Annotated in this window: 28 protein-coding genes and 1 pseudogene; 14 read left to right on the forward strand and 15 right to left on the reverse strand. The window is 41.1% G+C overall.

Going from position 1 to position 22,530, the window contains the following annotated elements; all coding sequences use genetic code 11:
- Nucleotides 1-106 precede the first annotated feature (106 nt).
- Together MHI44_RS03920 and MHI44_RS03925 are read left to right on the forward strand one after the other, a co-directional pair.
- A complete protein-coding gene (locus tag MHI44_RS03920; protein WP_339189431.1) occupies nt 107-814 on the forward strand; it encodes a YrpD family protein in 708 nt (235 codons plus the stop codon).
- Between the two features lie 576 nt (nt 815-1,390).
- Nucleotides 1,391-1,468, forward strand: coding sequence for a YjcZ family sporulation protein (locus MHI44_RS03925; protein ID WP_072175780.1), 78 nt, complete (start codon nt 1,391-1,393; stop codon nt 1,466-1,468).
- A 319-nt stretch (nt 1,469-1,787) separates the two neighbouring features.
- On the opposite strand, the gene MHI44_RS03930 is transcribed toward MHI44_RS03925, so the two are convergent.
- The 3 genes from MHI44_RS03930 to sigZ form a co-directional block, all read right to left on the reverse strand.
- Nucleotides 1,788-1,925, reverse strand: coding sequence for a hypothetical protein (locus MHI44_RS03930; protein ID WP_339203514.1), 138 nt, complete (start codon nt 1,923-1,925; stop codon nt 1,788-1,790).
- 53 nt (nt 1,926-1,978) lie between these two features.
- Nucleotides 1,979-2,737, reverse strand: a complete 759-nt coding sequence (locus tag MHI44_RS03935; RefSeq protein WP_339202931.1) for a metal-binding protein ZinT — start codon at nt 2,735-2,737, stop codon at nt 1,979-1,981.
- A 132-nt stretch (nt 2,738-2,869) separates the two neighbouring features.
- Nucleotides 2,870-3,400 (reverse strand): RNA polymerase sigma factor SigZ, encoded by a 531-nt coding sequence (gene sigZ / locus MHI44_RS03940; RefSeq protein ID WP_015251607.1) that lies wholly within the window; start codon nt 3,398-3,400, stop codon nt 2,870-2,872.
- A gap of 135 nt (nt 3,401-3,535) precedes the next feature.
- Between sigZ and MHI44_RS03945 the strand changes: the two genes are divergently transcribed.
- Entirely contained in the window at nt 3,536-4,516 is a 981-nt protein-coding gene (locus MHI44_RS03945) for an aldo/keto reductase (protein ID WP_339202934.1), read from the forward strand.
- 273 nt (nt 4,517-4,789) lie between these two features.
- Here MHI44_RS03945 and MHI44_RS03950 read toward each other — a convergent pair whose 3' ends face one another.
- Both MHI44_RS03950 and MHI44_RS03955 read right to left on the reverse strand, forming a co-directional pair.
- Nucleotides 4,790-6,106 carry a citrate:proton symporter gene (locus tag MHI44_RS03950; RefSeq protein ID WP_015251605.1) on the reverse strand — a complete coding sequence of 439 codons (1,317 nt, stop codon included), beginning with the start codon at nt 6,104-6,106 and terminating at the stop codon, nt 4,790-4,792.
- Nucleotides 6,107-6,220: 114 nt separating this feature from the next.
- Complete coding sequence (locus MHI44_RS03955) at nt 6,221-7,090, reverse strand: LysR family transcriptional regulator (protein ID WP_339202936.1); 870 nt, start codon at nt 7,088-7,090, stop codon at nt 6,221-6,223.
- Nucleotides 7,091-7,233: 143 nt separating this feature from the next.
- On the opposite strand from MHI44_RS03955, the gene MHI44_RS03960 reads away from it, so the two are divergent.
- Complete coding sequence (locus tag MHI44_RS03960; RefSeq protein ID WP_339202938.1) at nt 7,234-8,337, forward strand: 2-methylaconitate cis-trans isomerase PrpF family protein; 1,104 nt, start codon at nt 7,234-7,236, stop codon at nt 8,335-8,337.
- A 269-nt stretch (nt 8,338-8,606) separates the two neighbouring features.
- Here the strand turns inward: MHI44_RS03960 and csn are convergent, their stop codons facing one another.
- Nucleotides 8,607-9,440, reverse strand: coding sequence for a chitosanase (gene csn, locus MHI44_RS03965; RefSeq protein WP_256682900.1), 834 nt, complete (start codon nt 9,438-9,440; stop codon nt 8,607-8,609).
- Nucleotides 9,441-9,882: 442 nt separating this feature from the next.
- Here csn and MHI44_RS03970 point away from each other — a divergent pair, with 442 nt between their 5' ends.
- Both MHI44_RS03970 and MHI44_RS03975 read left to right on the forward strand, forming a co-directional pair.
- Nucleotides 9,883-10,146 carry a CD3324 family protein gene (locus tag MHI44_RS03970; protein WP_003229850.1) on the forward strand — a complete coding sequence of 88 codons (264 nt, stop codon included), beginning with the start codon at nt 9,883-9,885 and terminating at the stop codon, nt 10,144-10,146.
- Nucleotides 10,147-10,282: 136 nt separating this feature from the next.
- The gene (locus tag MHI44_RS03975; RefSeq protein ID WP_339202941.1) at nt 10,283-11,098 is read left to right on the forward strand and encodes an alpha/beta hydrolase; all 816 of its coding nucleotides are present in this window, start codon (nt 10,283-10,285) and stop codon (nt 11,096-11,098) included.
- A gap of 406 nt (nt 11,099-11,504) precedes the next feature.
- Here MHI44_RS03975 and MHI44_RS03980 read toward each other — a convergent pair whose 3' ends face one another.
- The 4 genes and pseudogenes from MHI44_RS03980 to MHI44_RS03995 form a co-directional block, all read right to left on the reverse strand.
- Entirely contained in the window at nt 11,505-11,861 is a 357-nt protein-coding gene (locus MHI44_RS03980; protein ID WP_004398671.1) for an SH3 domain-containing protein, read from the reverse strand.
- A gap of 52 nt (nt 11,862-11,913) precedes the next feature.
- Entirely contained in the window at nt 11,914-12,273 is a 360-nt protein-coding gene (locus tag MHI44_RS03985; protein WP_004399021.1) for an SH3 domain-containing protein, read from the reverse strand.
- 263 nt (nt 12,274-12,536) lie between these two features.
- Entirely contained in the window at nt 12,537-12,638 is a 102-nt protein-coding gene (locus tag MHI44_RS03990; RefSeq protein ID WP_121572432.1) for a hypothetical protein, read from the reverse strand.
- A gap of 144 nt (nt 12,639-12,782) precedes the next feature.
- Nucleotides 12,783-13,168: pseudogene (locus tag MHI44_RS03995) on the reverse strand (VOC family protein).
- Between the two features lie 274 nt (nt 13,169-13,442).
- Between MHI44_RS03995 and MHI44_RS04000 the strand changes: the two are divergent.
- The 5 genes from MHI44_RS04000 to MHI44_RS04020 are packed head-to-tail and all read left to right on the forward strand — an operon-like array spanning nt 13,443 to nt 15,759.
- The gene (locus MHI44_RS04000; RefSeq protein WP_014477469.1) at nt 13,443-13,688 is read left to right on the forward strand and encodes a hypothetical protein; all 246 of its coding nucleotides are present in this window, start codon (nt 13,443-13,445) and stop codon (nt 13,686-13,688) included.
- Nucleotides 13,689-13,705: 17 nt separating this feature from the next.
- Nucleotides 13,706-14,074, forward strand: coding sequence for a spore coat protein (locus MHI44_RS04005; RefSeq protein ID WP_041333484.1), 369 nt, complete (start codon nt 13,706-13,708; stop codon nt 14,072-14,074).
- Between the two features lie 18 nt (nt 14,075-14,092).
- Nucleotides 14,093-15,229: a zinc-dependent alcohol dehydrogenase gene (locus MHI44_RS04010; RefSeq protein ID WP_003229843.1), complete on the forward strand. Its 1,137-nt coding sequence runs from the start codon at nt 14,093-14,095 to the stop codon at nt 15,227-15,229.
- Nucleotides 15,230-15,246: 17 nt separating this feature from the next.
- Nucleotides 15,247-15,444: a hypothetical protein gene (locus tag MHI44_RS04015; RefSeq protein WP_014480384.1), complete on the forward strand. Its 198-nt coding sequence runs from the start codon at nt 15,247-15,249 to the stop codon at nt 15,442-15,444.
- A 15-nt stretch (nt 15,445-15,459) separates the two neighbouring features.
- Nucleotides 15,460-15,759, forward strand: coding sequence for a spore coat protein (locus MHI44_RS04020; protein WP_080529600.1), 300 nt, complete (start codon nt 15,460-15,462; stop codon nt 15,757-15,759).
- Nucleotides 15,760-16,021: 262 nt separating this feature from the next.
- Here MHI44_RS04020 and adhR read toward each other — a convergent pair whose 3' ends face one another.
- Nucleotides 16,022-16,444, reverse strand: a complete 423-nt coding sequence (gene adhR, locus MHI44_RS04025; protein WP_004398725.1) for an aldehyde stress transcriptional regulator AdhR — start codon at nt 16,442-16,444, stop codon at nt 16,022-16,024.
- 182 nt (nt 16,445-16,626) lie between these two features.
- Here adhR and MHI44_RS04030 point away from each other — a divergent pair, with 182 nt between their 5' ends.
- The 3 genes from MHI44_RS04030 to yraA all read left to right on the forward strand — a co-directional run bounded on the left by MHI44_RS04030 (nt 16,627) and on the right by yraA (nt 18,640).
- Nucleotides 16,627-16,821 carry a carboxymuconolactone decarboxylase family protein gene (locus MHI44_RS04030; RefSeq protein WP_256682903.1) on the forward strand — a complete coding sequence of 65 codons (195 nt, stop codon included), beginning with the start codon at nt 16,627-16,629 and terminating at the stop codon, nt 16,819-16,821.
- 130 nt (nt 16,822-16,951) lie between these two features.
- Nucleotides 16,952-18,001 (forward strand): formaldehyde dehydrogenase AdhA, encoded by a 1,050-nt coding sequence (gene adhA, locus MHI44_RS04035; protein WP_014480388.1) that lies wholly within the window; start codon nt 16,952-16,954, stop codon nt 17,999-18,001.
- A 129-nt stretch (nt 18,002-18,130) separates the two neighbouring features.
- On the forward strand, nt 18,131-18,640 hold the full coding sequence (gene yraA, locus MHI44_RS04040; RefSeq protein ID WP_003229836.1) for a cysteine protease YraA: 510 nt from the start codon (nt 18,131-18,133) through the stop codon (nt 18,638-18,640).
- Nucleotides 18,641-18,683: 43 nt separating this feature from the next.
- Here yraA and sacC read toward each other — a convergent pair whose 3' ends face one another.
- From sacC to levF, 4 genes are all read right to left on the reverse strand, one after another.
- Nucleotides 18,684-20,693: a levanase gene (gene sacC / locus MHI44_RS04045; RefSeq protein WP_339203516.1), complete on the reverse strand. Its 2,010-nt coding sequence runs from the start codon at nt 20,691-20,693 to the stop codon at nt 18,684-18,686.
- Nucleotides 20,626-20,793: a hypothetical protein gene (locus MHI44_RS04050; protein ID WP_119123072.1), complete on the reverse strand. Its 168-nt coding sequence runs from the start codon at nt 20,791-20,793 to the stop codon at nt 20,626-20,628. Before MHI44_RS04050 ends, sacC begins: the two co-directional genes overlap by 68 nt.
- 80 nt (nt 20,794-20,873) lie before the next feature.
- Complete coding sequence (gene levG, locus MHI44_RS04055) at nt 20,874-21,701, reverse strand: PTS fructose transporter subunit IID (RefSeq protein ID WP_003229834.1); 828 nt, start codon at nt 21,699-21,701, stop codon at nt 20,874-20,876.
- 21 nt (nt 21,702-21,722) lie between these two features.
- Complete coding sequence (gene levF / locus MHI44_RS04060) at nt 21,723-22,529, reverse strand: PTS fructose transporter subunit IIC (RefSeq protein WP_086344127.1); 807 nt, start codon at nt 22,527-22,529, stop codon at nt 21,723-21,725.
- Nucleotide 22,530 lies beyond the last annotated feature (1 nt).

The raw sequence follows: 22,530 nt of genomic DNA on the forward strand, positions 1-22,530 counted from the left end.
TGTAAATTCTGTGTCTATTTTCATGTTGATTATGGAATTATTTTCATAATGTTTTATAATACAAGATGATAGCGTTTTCTAATTATAATGATAGGGGGAAATAATGATGATGAAAAAAGGACTGCTCGCGGGTGCGCTTACGGCAACTGTGCTTTTTGGCACATGTGCAGTAGATGTGCCGGGTATTATTAGTCCAAAAACCGCAGAAGCTGCATCACAGCTAACTGATGGAATCGGCGGAAGGGCTTACTTGAACAGCACTGGTGCCATTTTTGTTATGAAAATCCAGCTTCCTAGCTCCATTCAGGTTTCAAATGGGACAGCCTACATCTACTCTGGCTTTAGCGGGGGCACAGAATCCGATATCGGGTTTCAGTACAGTGATAAATATAACGTATGGAAACCATATATGAAAGTCGGTTCAAAAGGACAGGATCAGGTTCAGTACCTCGAAGGAGGAAGCCAATTTACGAATACGAAAGGCTTCCGTCCCGGCAGCACCGTACAACTTACCATCTACAAAAACCTTAACGGCAATACACGCGCTACATACTGGGGCACAAACAATGCAGGATACAACGGCCGTCTCATTTCAGAAATCAGCAAAACAAATGTCGGCTCCATCTCCAAATGGAAAGCGCTCGCTACAGTTGCAACAACAGGTTCACGCCAATCTATCAAATCAAATTTTTCAACATCTTTTACAAACATCACCATCGACAACAAAGCAATAACACCTGTAATTGATACACAAGACTTCGCTAAAGTAACAGTCTCAGGCAACAGTGTCAGTTTATCCGTTGTGAAAAATTAAAACATGTTAAACATACAATGCGTTAGGCTATTGAGAAGTTCTCGATAGTCTTAAAGGGGGCTTAACATGCCCCTTTTTTCATTTCAATTTAACTTTCAGTTAGCTTCGGTGCATGCCGTCTATCCCCGTCTTTTATCTGGGTGAAGTAAGGAGCAGCTCGCCCCTTCTGAGCCTGTTCCATTTGCTCAACGCAAAAGGTGTGCATCACTGTCTTAAAAATGTTAAAACAAATAGCAGATAGTGCACTTTATTTTTAGATGAGGCATGCTTACGCTCGATATGCAAGTCAAATGATTAAGGGTCTGCAAGAGAGAGAAGTTTTGGGTGTACTTTCATAAAAGAGGGATGGCTTCATATAGCTCGATTGCATCAGGAAGATTAGCCAACGATTGGCCGAGAACAACACATCACTTTGAAACGGATTCATTCCAAAATCATAAGTATGATCCAATAACTAATAAAGATCAGTTAGCAGTCCAGCCTTAAAAATATTTTTACATCAATTAAACTAGCATCACTATCGAATAAGCTCGATCTGCATATCATGTACTATCCTCTTTTAAGGAAGGTGATGTTATGAGGTCATTTCCATTAATCGTAGTTCTATTCATCCTATTAATCATCGTTGGGACATCTTTCTTTGGTGGCTATTAAGAACACACCTTACCTCATATCCATCAGACGCCATAAGAAATCTTTATGGCGTCTGTTTTTTATTAGATTTAAACAAAACCATTAAAGTGGGCCATGCAAACACACCTATGGAGATTACTGCCACGACTTCTTTGTGAGGGAAATATTCTTCCCTTTATGGACTATTGTCGATCAAAAGAGAAAGTTGAAATGCATTTTTATGGTGAGATGAATCGAGGCTTAGACATATAAAAAACCGCAAAGCTTTCTTGAAGAAGCTTTGCGGTTTTTGGGTCTCTTCTTTGCTTCATATAAGCCAATAGATTTCAAGCGTAATCCACTACCATACATCCAATGATTTTTTATTTTGAAATAGGTTTCTTCTACTCTTCATGTGAGATGACTCAAGGTATGCCACGTCACAATAATATGGCGGATACTGAATGGTCTCAATCAGTTTTTTCCCCGTTCTATCAATTCTCCACAGAAAAAATGGCTATGGCAGAACAACTTTCATAGAGTAATCATCATTTAATGAGCCATCATCTCATGGGCAATATCGTGTCCATCCATTTTTGACGGGTAGTAGGTAGGCCAGTTTTTGACTTCATCAAGTAAAGCTTCACGGTCGTCCCCCCAATAGAGATGGTAATGACTAGCTTTAGTCGGGTAAATACTATGATCACTAAACTGAATATACTGAGGCAGCCCTTCTGCTTTTTTAGCTAGTTTGAATATGTATCTTACCCCTCTATTGCCCGCATCATAGGTTAGAATTTCGTATCCGTCATACGTATACTTACCAGAATATTCTTTTCCATTTTTGAAGAACGTTACAGTATCTTTCTGGATTACAATACGGTCAACATCTGTTTGATAGCCTTTTTTATAATACTCTTTATATTCTTCAGCTGTCTTGCCGCCTTCGTGTTCTGATTTATATGAAAACACTTCGTCAAGAGTACCATCTTGCAGGTATGGATATACAGATTGCCAATCTCCTTCCCAATCAGAAAGTAAGCGATCCTTTACTTGGCTGTTTTTAAAATAGCCTTCATATATTTTTTCTGTTTCTTCATCATGCGCATAACTATGATCGTGAGAATGTTCGTGTATATGCCTGTCAGATGTTTGCTCTTGCGTTTTGGAAGAGTCTTCTTCAACTGCTGAGGAGGATGATGTTGTTTGATTAGACTCACCTGCAGAAGAACCGGAAGTCTGACATCCTGCCAAAACTAGTAATGAACCAATCGTTAATATGCCTAGCGGCTTTGAAAATAAAATGTTCATTCCAACACTCCTTTTTCATTAAATCGAAAACGTTACGATTTATATTATACATACATCTTTTGCAAACATCAAAGGGAAATGCTCTTCATGCGGATGGCCTATTTTAAAGGAATAACTGACTATGTTCATCAGTTATTCCTTTAAAATACGAAAGTCTACGATATTTCCATATCGATCCGCTTCAATATGACAGCACCCCTCAAGCAGCTGTTTTAATTTTCCCCGTCCGCGTTGTACCCTTGATTTTGCTCCGGAGTAAGAAATGCCGAGCTTTTCACTCAACTCTTTTTGTGATAACCCCTGGAATTCAGTTAACTCGAGCGCCTCTCGATACTTTTCAGGCAACCGTTTGATGGTCGATCGAATACACACAGTTGCTTCCTTGGTGAAATTTTCTTCCTCTGCACTGTCATTAAAATGTAGAACATCAGGCAATATTTCGCTTGTTTTTTTTGTACGGTAAAAATCAATAATCGTATTTCTAGTGATCCGATAAATCCAGCTGTCGATCTTTTGTTCATCGATCAGATTTGGGAGATGCACTTGTATTTTCATAAATACGATTTGCAAGAGGTCATCAACGATAGATTGATCGTTAACCCTATGTGAAATATATGTTTTTAACGGCTGATGAAATTGATCCCATAGATCCTCTATATTCATTTGAAAGAACCTCCTATAATTTTGCGTCTGTTTTACATTTGCTTCGTCTTTTTAATCGTAACAAAGAGCGAAACAATTGTTGAATCAATTGTATTGCAGCTGTTGCAAAAAATAATGATAAAGGAGAGGTTTGTTGTGGAGTATACCTATTTAGGGAGAACAGGATTGCGGGTGAGCCGTTTATGTTTAGGCACGATGAATTTTGGAGTTGATACAGACGAAAAGACTGCGTTCCGTATCATGGATGAAGCGCTTGATAACGGCATTCAATTTTTTGATACTGCCAATATTTACGGCTGGGGCAAAAACGCAGGATTGACAGAGAGCATCATTGGAAAATGGTTTGCACAAGGAGGACAGCGCCGCGAGAAAGTTGTTCTGGCGACAAAAGTATATGAACCGATTTCTGATCCGAATGACGGACCAAATGATATGAGGGGCTTGTCTCTATACAAAATCAGACGTCATCTGGAAGGATCACTGAAGCGGCTTCAGACAGATCATATCGAATTGTACCAAATGCATCATATCGATAGGCGGACACCGTGGGATGAGATATGGGAAGCTTTTGAGACTCAGGTTCGCTCCGGCAAAGTAGACTATATTGGATCCAGTAATTTTGCAGGCTGGCATTTAGTTAAAGCGCAAGCTGAAGCTGAAAAACGGCGATTCATGGGACTCGTCACTGAACAGCATAAGTATAGTTTATTAGAACGAACAGCTGAAATGGAAGTGCTGCCGGCTGCACGGGATCTTGGTTTAGGAGTAGTGGCGTGGAGTCCCCTTGCAGGAGGGCTTCTTGGCGGGAAGGCATTGAAAAGCAATGCCGGAACTCGTACAGCAAAAAGAGCAGATTTAATTGAAAAACATCGTTTGCAACTCGAGAAATTTTCAGATTTATGCAAAGAACTAGGAGAAAAAGAAGCAAATGTGGCTTTGGCATGGGTGCTGGCAAATCCAGTTTTAACTGCGCCGATCATCGGACCACAAACGGTTGAGCAGCTGCGTGATACGATAAAAGCCGTTGAAATCAGTCTGGATAAGGAGATTCTCCGCATGTTAAATGATATCTTTCCCGGACCTGGAGGAGAGACACCTGAGGCATACGCCTGGTGATACATTCATTACTCAATACTGACATTTTTCTTAAATATTTATACTGAACTATCATATTAAGAAAGACAAGAGCATGTTTGTCTCTTGTCTTTTCCACATCGTGCTGAAAATGCTGGCTAAACATCGACAAAAATGCTGCCGCTTAAAAAAGAACCCTAAACAATAGAGTAACTGGAAAGACAACTGGCTTGATCAGCTTGGGACCCCTTTCAGCTGTATTTAAATCAATCAAACTAATGATTCATTGGCAGTCTAAATATTATTATTGTTTCTTTACAAAATAGTAATAGCCCCTGTAATGATTGCTAACAACGTAATAACTAATGATGTAATTACAGCCCACTTAACGGCAAACCTTTGAAATGACCCCAAGTCCATTTTAAGCATGCTTACTAGCAATACTGTTGACGCAACCAATGGACTCATCAGATGAACCGGCTGCCCCATTATAGAAGCCCTTGCAATTTCTACTGGTTCTATACCATATGCTGAGGCAGCTTCTGCAAAGATAGGTACCATACCAAAGTAATATGCATCATTTGATAAAACAAAAGTAAACGGAATACTAGTGAGTGCTACAATAACGGGGAAAAACCCTCCCATTGATGAGGGAATGACGGATATTAATGATCCTGCTATGGCATCCACCATCTTTGTCCCCGATAATATACCAGCAAATACTCCTGCTGAAAATACCAATAATACTACAGTTATGGCATTACCAGAATGCTCGGCGATTCGCTCCTTCTGCATTTTTACATTCGGATAATTTATAGTAAGGGCAAGAACAAAACCAATTAAAAATAAAACTGACGGATGCTTAGTTCCAAGCACAATAAACACCATGATACTTATAACGAGGAATAAATTAAGATATATTAAGCGTGGCCTTTTCAATTGCTCGCTCTCCAAACTAGCAGCCATATAAGATTGAGAGCTGTCCTTTGTTATATGTCTAGGCTCTAATTGAACGATGCCTATTCGATTCCTCTCTTTCCTTCCCATTAGAAAAGCCAGAAATATCACACAAGCAATACCTCCAAGCATGGTCGGAAGTAATGGCACAAAAAAATCTGAAGGATCCAAACCCAGCACTGAAATCGCTCTTGTAGCTGGTCCGCCCCATGGAGTCATTCCGCTAACGATACTCAACGACAGCATTGCTAATGTCGCCATAACCATGGGATTCATACCAATTCTTTTATACAAAGGTAACATTGCTGAGACTGTTATCATATAGGTTGTTGTACCGTCCCCATCTAAAGCGATAAGCATTGCCAAGACGGCAGACCCTATCGCTATTTTCACAGGGTCTCCCTTTACTATAGATAAAATTTTTTCTATTAGCGGATCAAATAAACCTGCATCAATTAAAATTCCGAAAAAAAGAATAGCAAACAATAGCAATGCCGCTGAACTTGCAACTGTTTGAATTCCTTCTAAAATCATGTCGCCAATACCCTTACCAAAACCTCCAATAAGAGCAAAAACAATGGGAGTGATGGTCAAGGCAACAATAGGCGAGACTTTCTTTGTCATTATTAATATTGTAAAAACAGTTACCATCGAAAAACCTAAAATAGTAAGCATATTACACCTCCAAGAATGCGCTTTCAAATGACTTTTGATTAACATATCTTATACGGTGTAATAAGTTAAATAAATATTTTTTTACTGTGTTTCAAAAAAAATTCTATCATAACTTTAAATGGTTACCATTTGTTCACCCTTTAAAAAATCAATGAATGCTTTAACGAGTTTGATTCCTAATGATTTTTGATCGTACATTAGCCAAGTATCTCTCATTAGAGGCTTACCCTTAGCATTATACAGTTCCATTGTGTACAAATGATCAGATTCCTGCAGGCAAATTTCTGGTGCTATGGAGTAACCAAGACCATGCTTTACCATCTCTTTGCAAGTCTCTTGTCGATCCACTTCCATTGCAATAATGGGGGCTTGTTTTAGATTCGTATGCATCCAATCTTCTATAATCGTTTTTAAAGAAGCATCCGTTTTATATTTGATAAAAGGTAAAAAAGGAAGCTGCTCTATCGTTATTGGTTTTTTTGAGATGATATGTAATTTTTCCCGTATCAGCCGTTCCTCCACCCCTTTCCAGCGATGGCTTCCTCTCAGTATACCGACTTGTACAATACCAGCATCTAATAATTTCATGACATCTGTGCTCCAGCCTGTTTGTACACTATATTGGACATTAGGATACATAATGGAAAATTCCCTTAATAACTTAGGGAGCTTATATTGAGCAAAATTGCTTGAAACCCCCAGTCTTAGATGTCCTTGCACCTCTTTGCTTAGATTAGAGATATTATCTTTGGTGTCTTGGAGTTCCTGTAGCATTCTTCTGGCATAAGAAACTAAGTGTTCTCCTTCGGCAGTAAAGGTAATTCCTTTATGCCTTTTGGTGAATAATTCAATTCCAAAAATCTCCTCAATCTTATTCAACCGATAAGTGATGGACGGTTGTGACGTAAATAATCGTTCTGCTGTTTTTGTTACACTTTGTTCTTCGTAAAGAATTTTCAATAAAATCCAATCTTTTTCATCCATTTTCATCTTCCTTTCTAGTCCTTCTTTCACAATTATAAAAGTTTTTTATTGAATATTAAGAAAATTTATATTTTATTTTCATCTTTTTACCTTCTACACTAAAAAACATAAAAAATACTACCTTTAAGATGAGGATGATGACGATGGTCAAGACGAATGTAACAATCATGAGAGGCGGAACAAGCAAAGGCGTTTTTTTCCATGAATCAGCCATGCCTAACAATAAAAACGAATGGGAGCCCTTTTTGCTTGATGTCATGGGAAGTCCTGATAAAAGACAAATAGATGGTTTGGGTGGCGGTAATTCCCTTACTAGTAAAGTGGCAATAATAAAGAAAGCATATACTTCGGATATTGATGTTCACTATACTTTCGGTCAAGTCAGCATTTCGGAAGAAAAGGTGGACTTTAAGGGGAACTGCGGAAATATCTCCGCTGCTGTTGGTCCATTCGCTATTGAAGAAGGACTTGTAAAAGCGAAAGAACCAATGACTGCGGTAAGGATACTGAATACCAATACGAATAAAATGATCATTGCGGAAGTGGAAGTGGAAGACGGTCAGGTCAAATATGACGGAGATGTTACGATATCTGGAGTACCTGGATCTGGATCTCCAATCTATTTAAACTTTCATGATGCCGCTGGTTCAGTTACCGGTCATTTATTGCCTACTGGAAATAGTTCGGAGTTTTTAGATACAAGTCAAGGCCAAATAGAGGTGTCTATTATCGACTATGCAAATCCATTAGTTTTTGTGGAAGCGAGCAGTATCGGCCTGGAGGGAACGGAACTTGCAGAAGAATTTACTGATCTACAGTTGGCTCAATTTGAAGAATTAAGATCCATTGCGGCAGAGAAATGCGGCTTTGCCAGTCGATTTTCAGCTACAAAGTTATCGCCGGCTGTCCCCAAACTGGCTATAGTAGCAAAACCAGAGAAATATAAGGATAGTACAGGTGCTTGGCATTCAAGCGTTGAGATGGACTTACACATCAGGATGATGTCCATGCAAAAGCCACATCAAGCACTGGCTGTCACTGGAGCGATATGTACAACAAGAGCCCTTTCAGTGGAAGGTGCAATCCCTGCAAGAATAGCAAAAAACCACTCTACAAAGGTTCGGCTAGCTCATTCTTCTGGTATTATTGAAACAATGGTGGAGTCCACTGGTATAAAGATCGTCCGTACCGCACGACGTATTATGGACGGAACAGTTTATACGCATGGAGACTATCAAATGATGTAGATGGACTGTGCAAAAAGCCTCCCCCTTTCCATCGTTAATAGATGGATTGAATGCGCCTTCTTGCACAGATCCATTGTAATCTTGCATGGCTTTAGGAAAGCCTCTATATTGTTTTTTATGAAATCGCCAAGGTCCTTTCATGTATCTGCCTCAAGCATGACATAATCATTAGAGAAAATTGAATACTTTTTACTGCAAATAAAAAGATACCAATATCATTGGTATCTTTTAGATTGAGTTCATCTGCAGCGATTTCTTTTCCTCACTGCTTATTTGATTACAAAATTACCGTACTCGTTTGAACGAACATGAATCGGTCCGTTTAGATTATAGTTGTTCTCCTTGGCGATAGAGCGAAGCACGTCCACACGGGCAACTGATTCTCTCCATTCGTCACGGGTGTCATGATTGGCCGGATTCATCAGATCGTCATAGCGTACGTCCAAGAATTTATTCAACCACTTCTTCTCGTCTATTCCGTCTTTAGGTGATCCGCCCGCTTTTTTGTTCGTACGTTTAATCAAGGCATAAAAAGAGTCAGGGTCATCACCATCGCCATGCTGAATAACCGTATCGTACATCACAGCTCTAGCCAATGCTGTTTTTAGTCCGGCATTATCCGATCGTTTCATGGCAGGCTGATAATACAAATGGTCATTTACTTTGTCTTGAGCGGCGCGAAATTCCTTATCATTTGCAAGCGACTTCCAGGCAGAAGCGAATCCCTTGAGATTGCTTGTATCATCGCTTTCTTCCTTGGCCAGACGGCGCAATTCAGGCAGATACTTTTTCAGTTTGTTATTCGGAACTGCCTTTGTGTATACTTCCACTACTTCCAATGCATCCCCGGTAGCCGTTGTAAAGCCTGCCCGTCCGCATGTATAGCCTCGCCCGTCATCCAATCGCTCTACATATCCATATTGGATCTCCGTTGTGCCGTTTTCAAAGATACTTGTCAGCTGTTCCGCCCGGCGCTTTTGATCTTTATTCAGTCCCGCCGCAAAAACCGTTTCGCTCATCATCAGGGTAAAAAACATGGTGAAAACAAGTAATGAGATCGCTGTCTTTTTCCAAAAATCTGCTTTTTGCATACTGATTTTCATTTTACTTCCCCTTTCTAAATATTGTAAATACAGACTCAGTATACATGAAGAAACTGCCCTATTGTTGAAAATACATCAATTTGTCAATATTTTGAATCTAAAGTAATATAGCTTGAATCTTACTCTATTCATTGCCAATCAGCCTTAGCCCCTCTCACTGGGAAGGTCCCTTGATTTTCATACTGCTTCAACTTTCATTAACAAGATGCCATAAGGCTTTACTCTATTTTATAATGGAAGTGATCATCGAAAATCGTTAGGGAGGTGATGTAAATGGCAAACAAGATGAGAATGCCAGATTCCGCAACGTCCCATGCAAAGCCTACTATTGGGAAGGCGATACTTTGCATGGGGTAGACTTTCTAAAAGATCGCCCAAGTAAGCTTTTCTGATATAGTGGCTTTGCACCTTATTTGACATAAAAAATAAGGAGCTGGCAGAAATGGCATATGTAAAAGCAACCGCTATTTTACCTGAAAAGCTGATATCGGAAATTCAAAAGTATGTTCAAGGAAAAACAATATATATCCCTAAACCTGAATCCTCTCATCAAAAATGGGGTGCGTGTTCAGGAACAAGAAAGCTGATCGATGACAGAAACGCTTCTATTAAAAAAGCATTTAAAAACGGCAAAACCATTCATCAATTATCTGATGAATATCACCTCTCTATTGAAACAATAAAAAAAATTGTCTACTCTAAATAAACAAAACGGAAGCACTGATAAAAAATAATCAGTGCTTTTTATATGGCGAGTTTGTTTCTTAGTTATTTCCTGCATATGATACCATTGGCCAATTGTGTAAAGTTAAGGGAGATGAGAAGAAAGGAAGGTCCTACAAATGACGATAAACAATGGAACGTTGCAAGTACCCGGCGCGAACATCCACTATCAGGTGCGTGGCTCAGGTCCAATCATTCTTTTGGTCCACGGCGGAGGCGGTGATGCCGACAAGTTCCATCATGTTGCCAATCATCTGGCTAACTGGTACACGGTTGTTACTTACGATCGCCGCGGCCATTCCCGCAGCAATCTCGCCAATCAGATTGAGGATTACCGTGTGGAAACACACAGTGACGATGCTCACCGTCTTCTAGCCAAAATCACCAATAAACCGGCATACATATTTGGAAGCAGCTCCGGGGCTGTTATCGGGCTTGATCTGTGCATACGCCATCCCGAACAAGTACATGTCATGATCTCACACGAACCAATCTTATTGCAGCTTCTGCATGGAAATGAGCTGAAACAAGCCGAGCAATTCATGGAAGACCTTAAGAAAAATCACCGAAGTGAAGTCATTAAGTTAATGTCAAGATTAGAGACAGACGAACAATCAAAGGCAGTGCTGACAAAGCGGCTTCTCGGCAATTCAACGTATTTCACTGAGTATGAAATTCAAGGAATTCTCAGCTATACATTAGATTTCGAAGCATTAAAAACTGTGTTTACATCTTCACCGATGAAGATACTCCCAGCTGGCGGAAGTGCTTCTCGGGAGCTTTTTCCTTATCGTTGCGCGAACGCCCTAGCGGAACAATTGAAAACAGAATTGGTTGAATTCCCCGGAAATCATACGGGGTACACAATATACCATAAAGAATTTTCTGAGAGGTTACACGACATGTTAGAAAAAGAAAAGAAACATACGTGTTAAGGATTGATTAAAATTTTCATAATAGGAAAGATAAAACTAACTATGGAATTGGAGAAGATTTCACGAAGCGTAAAAAGAACTTTTCACTAACAAGAACGCAATGTGAGATCTCTAACCAAAGTGATATTAGGGATTTCATCGAAAAATAGGTTTGTACATTACGTTCTCCTATTGATTATTTCCTATCTTAATTCCGTATTTATACCATTAGATACAACTCTAAAGCGGCTCGTTATTTTGTCCTCAACAACAACCAGTGTCTAACATCATGAATCTCTTTTGAAAATCACCACAAATGCAGGTATGGAAGACTTCATCGCAGCAAAAACCATACCAACTATTGTTGTTGGTATGGTTCGTCCTAGATAGGCCCTTAAGAAGAGATTCTATTGTACGGAGTATTTAGCTAATTGCATTTGTAACCGACAGGGCCGTCTGAACCTGTGTACACATATGTGTCAGACACATATCCAATATTCACGACACCCCGGGAATCTTTCCACTGGATTTGGTCCCAGATATTACTCGTTCCATACTTCCCTGTAACAGTCGTTCCATAAGCATAACAATAATAAGGAACACGGGAGCCGCTCGGAATGGAAAGCATAATAGGATAATTTGTACCAGGACCGCTGCGCATATTGACAGGAGCACCGCTGCTTGTTGAGACAGTAAAGTACTGAACGGCAAGTGCCTGACTGGAAAAAATAAATAATGATGCAATCATAACGGTTAACATACTCAGCATTTTCAGTTTAGTCAATGTCATCCCTCTTTCTTCAATTCCTTCATTTTAAAAAACGATAGAACATAGGCTACCAGCTGCATTTAGGAACAACCGGACCGTCTGAGCCTGTATACATATATGTATCAGAGACAAATCCAGGAACGATCTCCCCGCTGGCAAGCGTCCGCTCTGTGTAATTCCAAATATTACTCGTTCCATACTTTCCAGTTACAGTTGTACCGGTTTTGTAGCAATAGATCGGGATGCGGGTTCCGCTCGGAATGGTCGTTACAATTCCCCAACTTGTACCTGGGCCGCTGCGCATATTGACAGGAGCACCGCTGCTTGTTGAAACCGTATAATACTGAGCTGCAAGTGCATGGCTAGAAAAAATGAACACAGATGCAATCATCACCGTTAGCATACTTAGCCTCTTTAGCTTATTCACCTTATACCCTCCCCTTATAAATGCCGTACGTTTGACTTTCTTACATCCAGTTAAGGATTTACTTTCAGATACCATGCCCCCTCCCCTCCCATATATTTATCAATGTACCATAAACTAGATCTTTCAAAAGTGGAATTATTCCTATGTTTTCGACAATTAAGGATACAAAATAAATGGTAGTCAGGCTTGATATTGATGGTGTGTTACATTTGGCATTTGTCCAGTCGGTAATCACGATTGACAATCAGGAAAAAGGACATGGATCAAGCGGTTTCGTGTCCACCAATTAACTCAATCAGTGTACTTCTGCCTTGTATCCACGCTTCTTCTCGATTCATAGATACTCCACCTTTTTCACCAATCAAAAACGGACACCAAACAAATCAGCGTAAATGCTGCAAGTTCAGTGTCCGCAACCTATTATGACTTTGCTTTCTTTTACCAGGGCGTATAAAAATGATTAGGTACGTTATCAAACGTTATATTCTATGATTTTGCGAGTCGAAAAATCATAACATTTTATATATTTCAATCAGATTATGATCTGGATCTCTGAAGTGAGCAACTCGGGCACTCCATTCCTTGCGATCATGCGGTTTATTCACACATTTAACTCCTTTTTCGTGTAAATCGTCATATGTTTTATCAACATCTTCTACCTTAAACTGAAGCAAAAATTTTGATTGAGCTTCTCCTTCCAACGATTTTTTTCCTCTCCAACGATTTCAGCCATCGTTTCACGAGATAAAAGCTCTATTTTCGTTTCCCCATTATCAAAGAGTGCATATTCCATTTCATTCTCTAACCAACTTATTGGAAGTCCTAATGAATCTTTGTAAAACTCCACGCTTTTCTTAAAATCATTCACCAACAGTCTAATTTGCAACAGCTTCATATCGAGTGCCTCCTATAAAACCATACTTTTTACTGGTCATCCAATTTAATGATACAAAAGGAAACCTGACAGCACTATGTCAAGTTTCCATAAATAAATTTCCATACTTCACCTTTATTTCAGATTTAAGTGCAGTTTATTCCATGTCATAAGAAATGTACGCTAACGAGCAAAAACAGCGATTCTTAAAACAAAAAATGATACCGAGTGTATTTTCTGTATGCTTCAACTTCATTTCGGGAAATGTAACGTTGATAAAGGAGGTTACATCAATATGGATCATCAAACATTGGCAGCTCACGAGGCTGTTGACTTACATGAAATCGTGAACTTTAAAACACTTTGTATAGCGAAATCAAAGTTAATGCAAGGACTTGTGTTTGACCAAGAACTGAAGGACTTGATGCAAAAAGATGTACAGCAATCCATTCAAGACCTTACTGAATTACAAGCGGTTTATGAGCGTGCCTCATTTCAGGCCCCTGTCCCTCAAAGCCGCCCAACGCCAATCATCAATTGAAAGGAAGGTAAGCCTCTTTGAATAATGATCATTTAGACCCCATTAATTCGCTGAATGTGCCTGAACTAGCAGACACTACATTCGCGATGGATTTTGTTATACGAGCTAAGGAAGGCGTAAGGAATACTGCTGTAGCTTTGACAGAAACCGCTTCACCAGATGTAAGGGCCTTGCTGCGGAAACAGCTGATGCAAGGAATTGCAATGCACCAAGAGATTACGGAACTGATGATCAGCAAAAAATGGTTCCATCCATATGAGCTGAGCGAACAGTATAAGCTGGATCAGCTCTCTGCAAAAAACACGATCATGGTCGGCAATATGAATCTCTTTCCTGATGAAACAAATCGTAAAGGGATGTTTGACCGGACACCTGATGAACACTAACACTGGAGGTTTTACAGCATGAAGGCAGTAACGTATCAAGGCATTAAAAATGTTGTTGTCAAAGATGTCCCCGATCCAAAGATTGAAAAATCCGATGACATGATTATCAAAGTCACCAGTACAGCCATTTGCGGATCAGATTTACATTTAATCCATGGATTCATTCCGAATATGCAAGAAGACTATGTCATCGGCCATGAACCGATGGGAATCGTCGAAGAAGTTGGTTCTGGGGTGACTAAACTAAAAAAGGGAGATCGGGTAATTATTCCCTTTAATATAGCATGCGGGGAATGCTTTTTTTGTAAAAACCAGCTGGAAAGCCAATGTGATCAGTCTAATGACAATGGGGAAATGGGTGCTTATTTCGGCTATTCAGGGCAAACTGGCGGTTATCCAGGCGGGCAAGCTGAATATTTAAGAGTGCCGTTTGCGAATTTTACCCATTTTAAAATCCCTGAATCTTGTGAGGAACCCGATGAGAAATTAAGCGTGATTGCCGATGCCATGACCACCGGCTTTTGGAGTGTGGATAATGCCGGCGTAAAAAAAGGCGATACAGTTATCGTTCTCGGCTGCGGACCAGTCGGCCTGTTTGCTCAAAAGTTTTGTTGGCTAAAAGGCGCAAAACGAGTCATAGCAGTTGACTATGTAAACTATCGCTTACAGCATGCGAAACGTACAAACAAAGTAGAAATCGTTAATTTTGAAGACCATGAGAATACAGGGAATTATTTAAAGGAAATCACGAAAGGCGGAGCGGATGTAGTCATTGACGCTGTTGGGATGGATGGTAAAATGAGCGATCTCGAGTTCCTTGCCAGCGGCTTAAAGCTTCATGGTGGAACGATGAGTGCATTGGTCATTGCTTCCCAAGCTGTTCGCAAAGGAGGAACCATACAAATTACAGGTGTGTACGGAGGCAGATATAACGGTTTTCCGTTAGGAGATATTATGCAGCGAAACGTCAATATACGCTCTGGACAGGCTCCAGTGATCCACTATATGCCGTACATGTTTGAACTAGTATCGACAGGCAAAATTGATCCGGGAGATGTTGTCAGCCATGTCCTGCCGCTTAGTGAAGCCAAGCATGGCTATGACATTTTTGATTCAAAAATGGATGATTGTATCAAAGTTGTGTTAAAGCCTTAAAAACGGAGGTTACAGAAATGGAATACGCCTTACACGAAGTGCTTGAGGTTCAGGAAATGACTGCATTTAAGACACTTTGTTTGACGAAATCTAAAACAATGAAAGCACTGGTATCTGATCCGAAGCTGAAAGAAATCATGCAGCAAGATGTTGATATCACCACACGCCAGCTGCAGGAATTTGCCTCTATTTTATCTAATGCAAAGCACGAATGAGGAGATGAATAAATCATGAATCCTATCATAGAATATCTGACTGGCATGAATGTTCTAACAGACCAAATCATTGCTATGGACTTATTAATTTCAGCAAAAAACGGAGTCAGAAATTATGCGATGGCAGCCACTGAAGCCGGAACACCTGAAGTAAAAGAGGTCCTTATCCGCCATTTGGAAGAAGCACTCGATATGCACGAACAACTCTCAAACTATATGATGGAGAAAGGCTGGTACCATCCTTGGAACCCTGACGAACAAGTCAAGCTGAATTTAAAAAATATTGATACAGCCATTCAATTGCCAACCCTTTAACATACAATGACTGATTTGCTGAGGAACAGTATTGATTGGCCACAACTGTTCCTCAGCTTCAAAATGAGCACTGTTTGTTCGGGTCCTATGACCGTAAATAGATTAACCGCTTTTCTCCATCTGATCTCCGATAATGTTTGCAAATTCTCCAATCCAAATAAGGAATCGTAACCACCTCTTTTTATGCGATCTCTTGATGGAGAAAACAGGCCAGAAACAAAATCCTTCGTTTTTGACCTGCCCTCTTCACACGCAAAGAATGCTACCTTCTTTGCTCCACTGATCCGTGAAGACTTTCCGTTTTAGGCCTGCTTTTGAGCTTTGCCTCGTTTTCGCGCAATTTCCCATCATAATCTTTAATTTTTGTGTCTAATCTTTTAATTGTTTCATCAATTTCTTTCCGCTTCTCTATCAGCCGCTGTCGTTCGTCAGCCAGGATATTTTTTCGAGCTTCTACTGTACGGTCACCTTCGGTAAATAATGTTGTATATTCAATTAGCGCTTCTATCGATAGTCCCGCATTTCGCATGCATTTAATGAATTCAATCCATTTGATATCTTCTTCATCATAGTCGCGAATGCCACTGTCTTTTCGTTTTACAGGCGGGATTAATCCTACACGTTCGTAATATCGGAGTGTTGCGGCTGTCAGGCCAAACTGCTTTGCCACCTGAGCAATATTCATGATCTTCACCTCTCTATCCTGTATGTTGTGAAGGTAACACTTAAAGTTAACTTTAAGTCAAGCTCAAAACAAGTGGTTAGCTGCTGAATCTGGGTTTATATATTCGGGACTTGCCTTAAAGCACACTTTAAACTCTATACTTCTCCATGCACTAAAAACAGTGTAGTTGGAGGGATTGCTGAATGGCAAATAAACACACTGCCGGAAGAGAACAATTAGGAGAATTTGCGCCAAAGTTTGCTGAACTTCATGATGATGTTCTATTCGGTGACATTTGGACAAGAGAAGAAGAACTTTCATCCCGGGATCGCAGCATGATTACAGTTTCTGCATTAATTACTGACTGTTTCTCAGCTTATAAATCAGGTTCATTTTAAATGGTTTTTTTAAAAAACCCTTGCCTTAAAGCAGACTTTAAGGTTTATCGTTATGTTGAAGACACCATAAAACATAAATAAGTGCATGTTTTTATTTACAACACTTATGATGAAGAAAGGATAGGTTCATATGTGTAATCAACATCAAACCCGTGTATTAAGCGTGTCACATGCAAAAGCCAAATTTGAACAAACGACGATTGAGCGAAGAGGATTACGGCCGCACGATGTCTTAATCGATATTAAATTCAGCGGTATTTGCCATTCAGACATTCATAGCGCTTTTGATGAATGGGGCGGTGGCATCTTCCCAATGGTGCCTGGACATGAAATAGCCGGTGTCGTAACAGCCGTTGGAGCAGAAGTCACCAAGTTTGCTGTCGGAGACCGCGTTGGTGTCGGCTGTTTTGTTGACTCTTGCGGAGAATGCGAATACTGTCTCAACGGAGAGGAACAATTCTGCACGAAGGGTGTTGTTCAAACGTATAACTCAGTAGACTACGACGGAAACCCCACTTATGGCGGGTACAGCCAAAAAATCGTTGTCACTGACAGATTTGTTGTTCGCATACCAGATCGTTTGGAAATGGATGTTGCCAGTCCGCTGTTGTGTGCAGGTATCACCACGTATTCCCCGCTGAAACACTGGAATGTTGGCCCTGGTAAAAAAGTTGCGATTGTAGGCGTGGGTGGCCTTGGACATTTGGCGATTCAATTTGCACATGCGATGGGTGCAGAGGTAACCGTTCTGAGCCGTTCCATGAATAAGAAAGAGGAAGCTCTGGAACTCGGTGCAAATCATTACTTTGCAACAAGTGACCCAGCTACATTCACTGCATTGGCCGGGCGTTTTGACGTGATCTTAAATACGGTATCGGCAAATCTCGATGTAGATGCCTATTTATCAATGCTTCGTATAGACGGGACACTTGTAAACGTTGGAGCTCCTGCCAAGCCGGACACATACAGTGTGTTTTCCCTAATCATGGGGCGCCGCAGCATTGCAGGTTCTCTAGTCGGCGGAATTCAAGAAACTCAAGAGATGCTGGATTTCGCAGCTGAGCATGGCATCGAACCTAAAATCGAAGTCATCGGAGCTGACCAAGTGGACGAAGCATACGAACGTATCCTCCGAAGCGATGTCCGTTATCGATTTGTGATTGATATTTCCACATTGTAATAGGTTAGTCCTTATATGGGCTGCCGCTTTTATTGAAACTCACGAAAAATGATCTCCTTAAGCAAATATTTTGAAGGCCGGTCAATCTTCCTGTTATTCTATGAATAGAGAGTTATTAGGAGGGTATTTATGAGCAAAAAAATTGCAGTTCTTGTTACAGACCAATTCGAAGACATCGAATATACAAGTCCGGTAAAAGCATATGAAGAAGCAGGCTACAGTGTTGTGGCTATCGATTTGGAAGCCGGCAAAGAAGTCACCGGTAAACATGGCGAGAAAGTAAAGATTGACAAAGCCATCTCTGATGTGGATGCAAGTGACTTTGATGCACTTCTAATTCCTGGAGGATTCTCTCCGGATTTGCTTCGTGCAGATGACCGTCCGGGTGAATTCGCAAAAGCATTTGTCGAAAACAAAAAACCTGTTTTCGCAATTTGCCACGGCCCGCAAGTACTGATTGATACGGATCTTCTAAAAGGCAAAGATATCACAGGCTACCGCAGCATCCGCAAAGATTTAATCAATGCCGGTGCAAACTACAAAGATGCAGAAGTAGTCGTCAGCCATAACATTGTCACAAGCAGAACACCTGATGATTTGGAAGCATTTAACCGCGAATCATTAAATTTGTTAAAATAAAACGAGAAGGCACAGACTGTTCAGGTCTGTGCCTTTTTTAAAATTAAGACTCCTTCGTTACATTCTGAAAGACAGCAGTCGCGTCCCACACATTCAAGCCAAATTGGCCTTCTGAAAATGCGGAATCATGTGCATCAATCACAAGACGATCATCTAAATAGATTTTAAAGCGATCGCCCTCGGCCTCTGTTTTCAGATGATACTTTTTATTAACGTCTATCGGTGTTTTGTATTCAGCAATGACAGAAGCAGCACCGTTCTCAAATTTAAAGAATTTCACTAGATCATGCTTCGCATCCACATTGGCAAGGTAACCGTTTTTGGCATCTTTGTCAGAGCGAAACATTAGTGCTCCTGCCCCTCTTCCGTTTCCATCCTTAATGGTGATATCAGATTCATAAGTGAAGTCTGACCCGGATGCTGAAGACAAGATAAAGGAATCTCCGTCCGACCTCCCTTGTTTCCCCTCAATTGTGTCGGCCCATGTGCCATTTACAGTCGTCCAGCCAGTCATATTGGACATAAAAGGTGACGTTTCCCATACCTTTTTTAAAGGGTGTATGGTTAAAGATTTTACCTTTACACCGCCCTTTGCAGCATATAATTCAAGCCCTTTGCTTGATCGGTCTGGGAGAATAATATCCGTTATGACCTGCTTTCCGTCATTCCCAAATACTTCAACCGAGGAGCGGTCAACAAAAATGCGCAACTTAACCTTCCCATTTACCGGCTTCAACGGGGCTGTTTCTTTTCCGGTGTTAAAGGCCGGATTAAAGGTGTCGTTGCCTGACTCGCTCCGGTCAACGAACAATTTGGCGTTCCTTCGGTCATAGCCGACCTTCGTAAATTGATTTTCACCTGTTCGGACCTTAAAACCAAATTCAGCAGCTGAACCAGGGCTTACTTTAAATTCTGCATTTATTTCATAGGCATCTCCAGATTGCCCCGCTAACACATTATGACTTGCAGGCGATATGGTCAGATTCTTCCACTTCTTAGAGGTTCCGCGAATGGTTTCCAGCTCTTTCACTGGTGTTTGGACCACTCTAACCCCTTCGGTAAACGCTTTCAATTTTAACTCTCTTGGAATGGACGTTGCACTTCTCCATGGGGATGTCGGAACATCATTCGCATATTGCCAATTGCTCATCCACCCTAACCATAGCCGGCGGCTGTCTGTGGATGGAATATCAGACCAGGATACAGCCGCATAAAAGTCTCTGCCGTAATCCGTCCAGAGAACTTTGTTTGGCGGGTTTTCATTTTTAAAATGAGTTCCATCAAAGTCCCCTACAAAATATTGCATGCCTGATCCTCCCGAGACCGCTCCGTTTCCGACACTGACCTGCATGACCCATTTCTTTTGATTCGGATTGCCGTCTACCGGAAGCTCAAATAAATCCGGGCATTCCCATACTCCCCCGTGGCTTCCTTGATCCTGTCCAAATTCACTTGCATACGTCCACTGCTTCAGATTTTTTGATGTATAAATGAGGATTCGGTCACCGGCCGCAAGCACCATCACCCACTTTTTTTCTTTCTCATACCAAAAGACTTTTGGATCGCGAAAATCTTTTTTACCCGGGTTTGGAATGACAGGGTTGCCAGCGTACTTCGTCCATGTTCTTCCTTTGTCGTTGCTATAGGCAATACTTTGCACTTGATGGCCTTCCCGATCCTGTGTATAAATGGCCACAAGCGGCTTCTCTTTGCCTGTTTGAAAACCGCTTGTGTTATTTTTATCTACAACTGCGCTTCCAGAAAAGATCGTGCCTTTTTCATCCGGATACAGCGCAACAGGAAGGTGTTCCCATGTAACCAAATCTTTGCTGACGGCATGCCCCCAATGCATGGGCCCCCACTGAAGCCCGTATGGATGGTATTGATAGAACAAGTGATATTCCCCAGCATAATATACCATTCCGTTTGGGTCATTCATCCAGTTTGCCTCCGGTGTGAAGTGATATTGAGGACGGTAATCCTCATCATAGTAGCTTGAATCGGCTGCATCTGCCGAAAATGCCATAGTCAACAGCAGGGTGAACATGATCATGACTTGAATCAGTCTCTTTTTCATTTGTTCCTTCGCTCCTCTCTTCATGTTTGAACACTTTCAAGAGAGACTGCTGCGCAAGCTGGTCCGTTTCTGGCAATTCTCCTCTGTTTCACTGTTATCCGAATGATTTATATATGAAAAGACTGCTGCAGTTTCTCTCTCTTTCCTTCACACACCTTATGCTAAGAATCCAGCCCAATACCCGAGAATCCCGATGACAAAGATGCCGCAAATAATGAGAAGTGGATTCACCCCTTTGCGAAGCATCCATGCCACCAATAACGTTAATCCGAGAGGCAGCGCCCCCGGCATAATGCTATCTAGCACGTTTTGTACCGTTTGAACATCTACTTTTCCGCTTTCATCCTTAATCCTGGATACAACGATTGGAATGTTGATGGTGGTCCATTTGGACACGAGAGCCCCCATAACAAATAACCCGAGAATCGAAGCGCCCTCTGTAAGCTTTTGAATGCGATTACCAGCTAAATCCTGAAGAATCTCCATTCCTTTCACATAGCCATACTTTAATCCATAATATTTTGTGCTTAATCTTATGGCATTCAGCAAGAAAAAGAATAGCAAAGGGCCGGCAATGTTTCCTCCTAAAGCAAGGGAGGCTCCTAGCGCAGCTAAGACAGGACGAATCGTTCCCCAGAAAATTGGGTCGCCTACGCCCGCTATTGGTCCCATCAAACCAATTTTCATTCCGCTTATCGCTTTTCCGTCAATTCCTTTATTGTTCGCCATTTCTTCTTCCATGGCTGCCGTCACGCCAAATATAGGCGCTGTCAGCCACGGATGTGTATTAAACCATTCCAAATGCCGCTGCAAGGCTTCGTTTCTTTTCGCTCCGGGACCGTACAATTTTTTGATCGCCGGTATCATGACATAGCAATATCCCATTGCCTGCACACGTTCGAAGTTAAAGGAACCGAGTAAAAAATTTGAACGAATAAACATGCTAAAAATTTCTTTTTTCGTTAATCGTTTTTCTTTCTCCATTTTTTCTTCCCCCCTCATCGTTTAGGCATCAAGATCATCATCGTCATCATAAACAGCAACACTGCCACTGTCTGATGCGGCCGCGACTGCTCTGTGAGCGCTTTGTTTTTGCATCACCTGCTGGTATAAAAGCGCCAGACAGAGACCAAGGGCTCCAAATCCCACTAAGTTAAAATCGGTAAACGCCGCTAATAAGAAACCAATATAGAAAAATGGCTTTAAATAAGGAATATTCATCATATTGATCACCATGGCATACCCGACAACCACAATAATGCCTCCGCCTATTTGCAGTCCTTTTGTAATGACATCAGGAATATTTCCCAGGAACGCCTGAACAGCGCTGACACTAATTAAAGCAACAATCAATGTAGGAATCATGACGCGCAAAGCTTGAAACACCATCGCGGTAATATGCATAATTTCAATTCCTTTTATATTTCCCGCTTTTGCATATTGATCAGCGCGGTGGATGAAAAAGACAGTGATCGTCCGAACAAAAATCGTCAGCGCCTGACCCGCAGCTGCTAAAGCAACAGCAACAGCAATCCCTTCGCCAATTCCCTGATCAGCGGTAATAACTAAAATGGTTGAGATGACAGAGGCGATCGCTGTATCAGGTGCCATGGCAAGCCCGACGTTCATCCAGCCGAGCGCCATCAGCTCCAGTGTGCCTCCAAGAATAATTCCCGTTTTTAAGTCCCCGAGCACCAAGCCAACTAACGTACAGGCCACAAGCGGCCGGTGTGTCTGCCCTTCATCCAATACACTTGCGATTCCGGTGATTGCTGCAATGATTAACAACAAAATAATTTGTAATGAAGACATA

It is taken from the genome of Bacillus sp. FSL K6-1366 (genome assembly GCF_037976695.1).
GTDB classification, from domain to species: Bacteria; Bacillota; Bacilli; order Bacillales; family Bacillaceae; genus Bacillus; species Bacillus subtilis.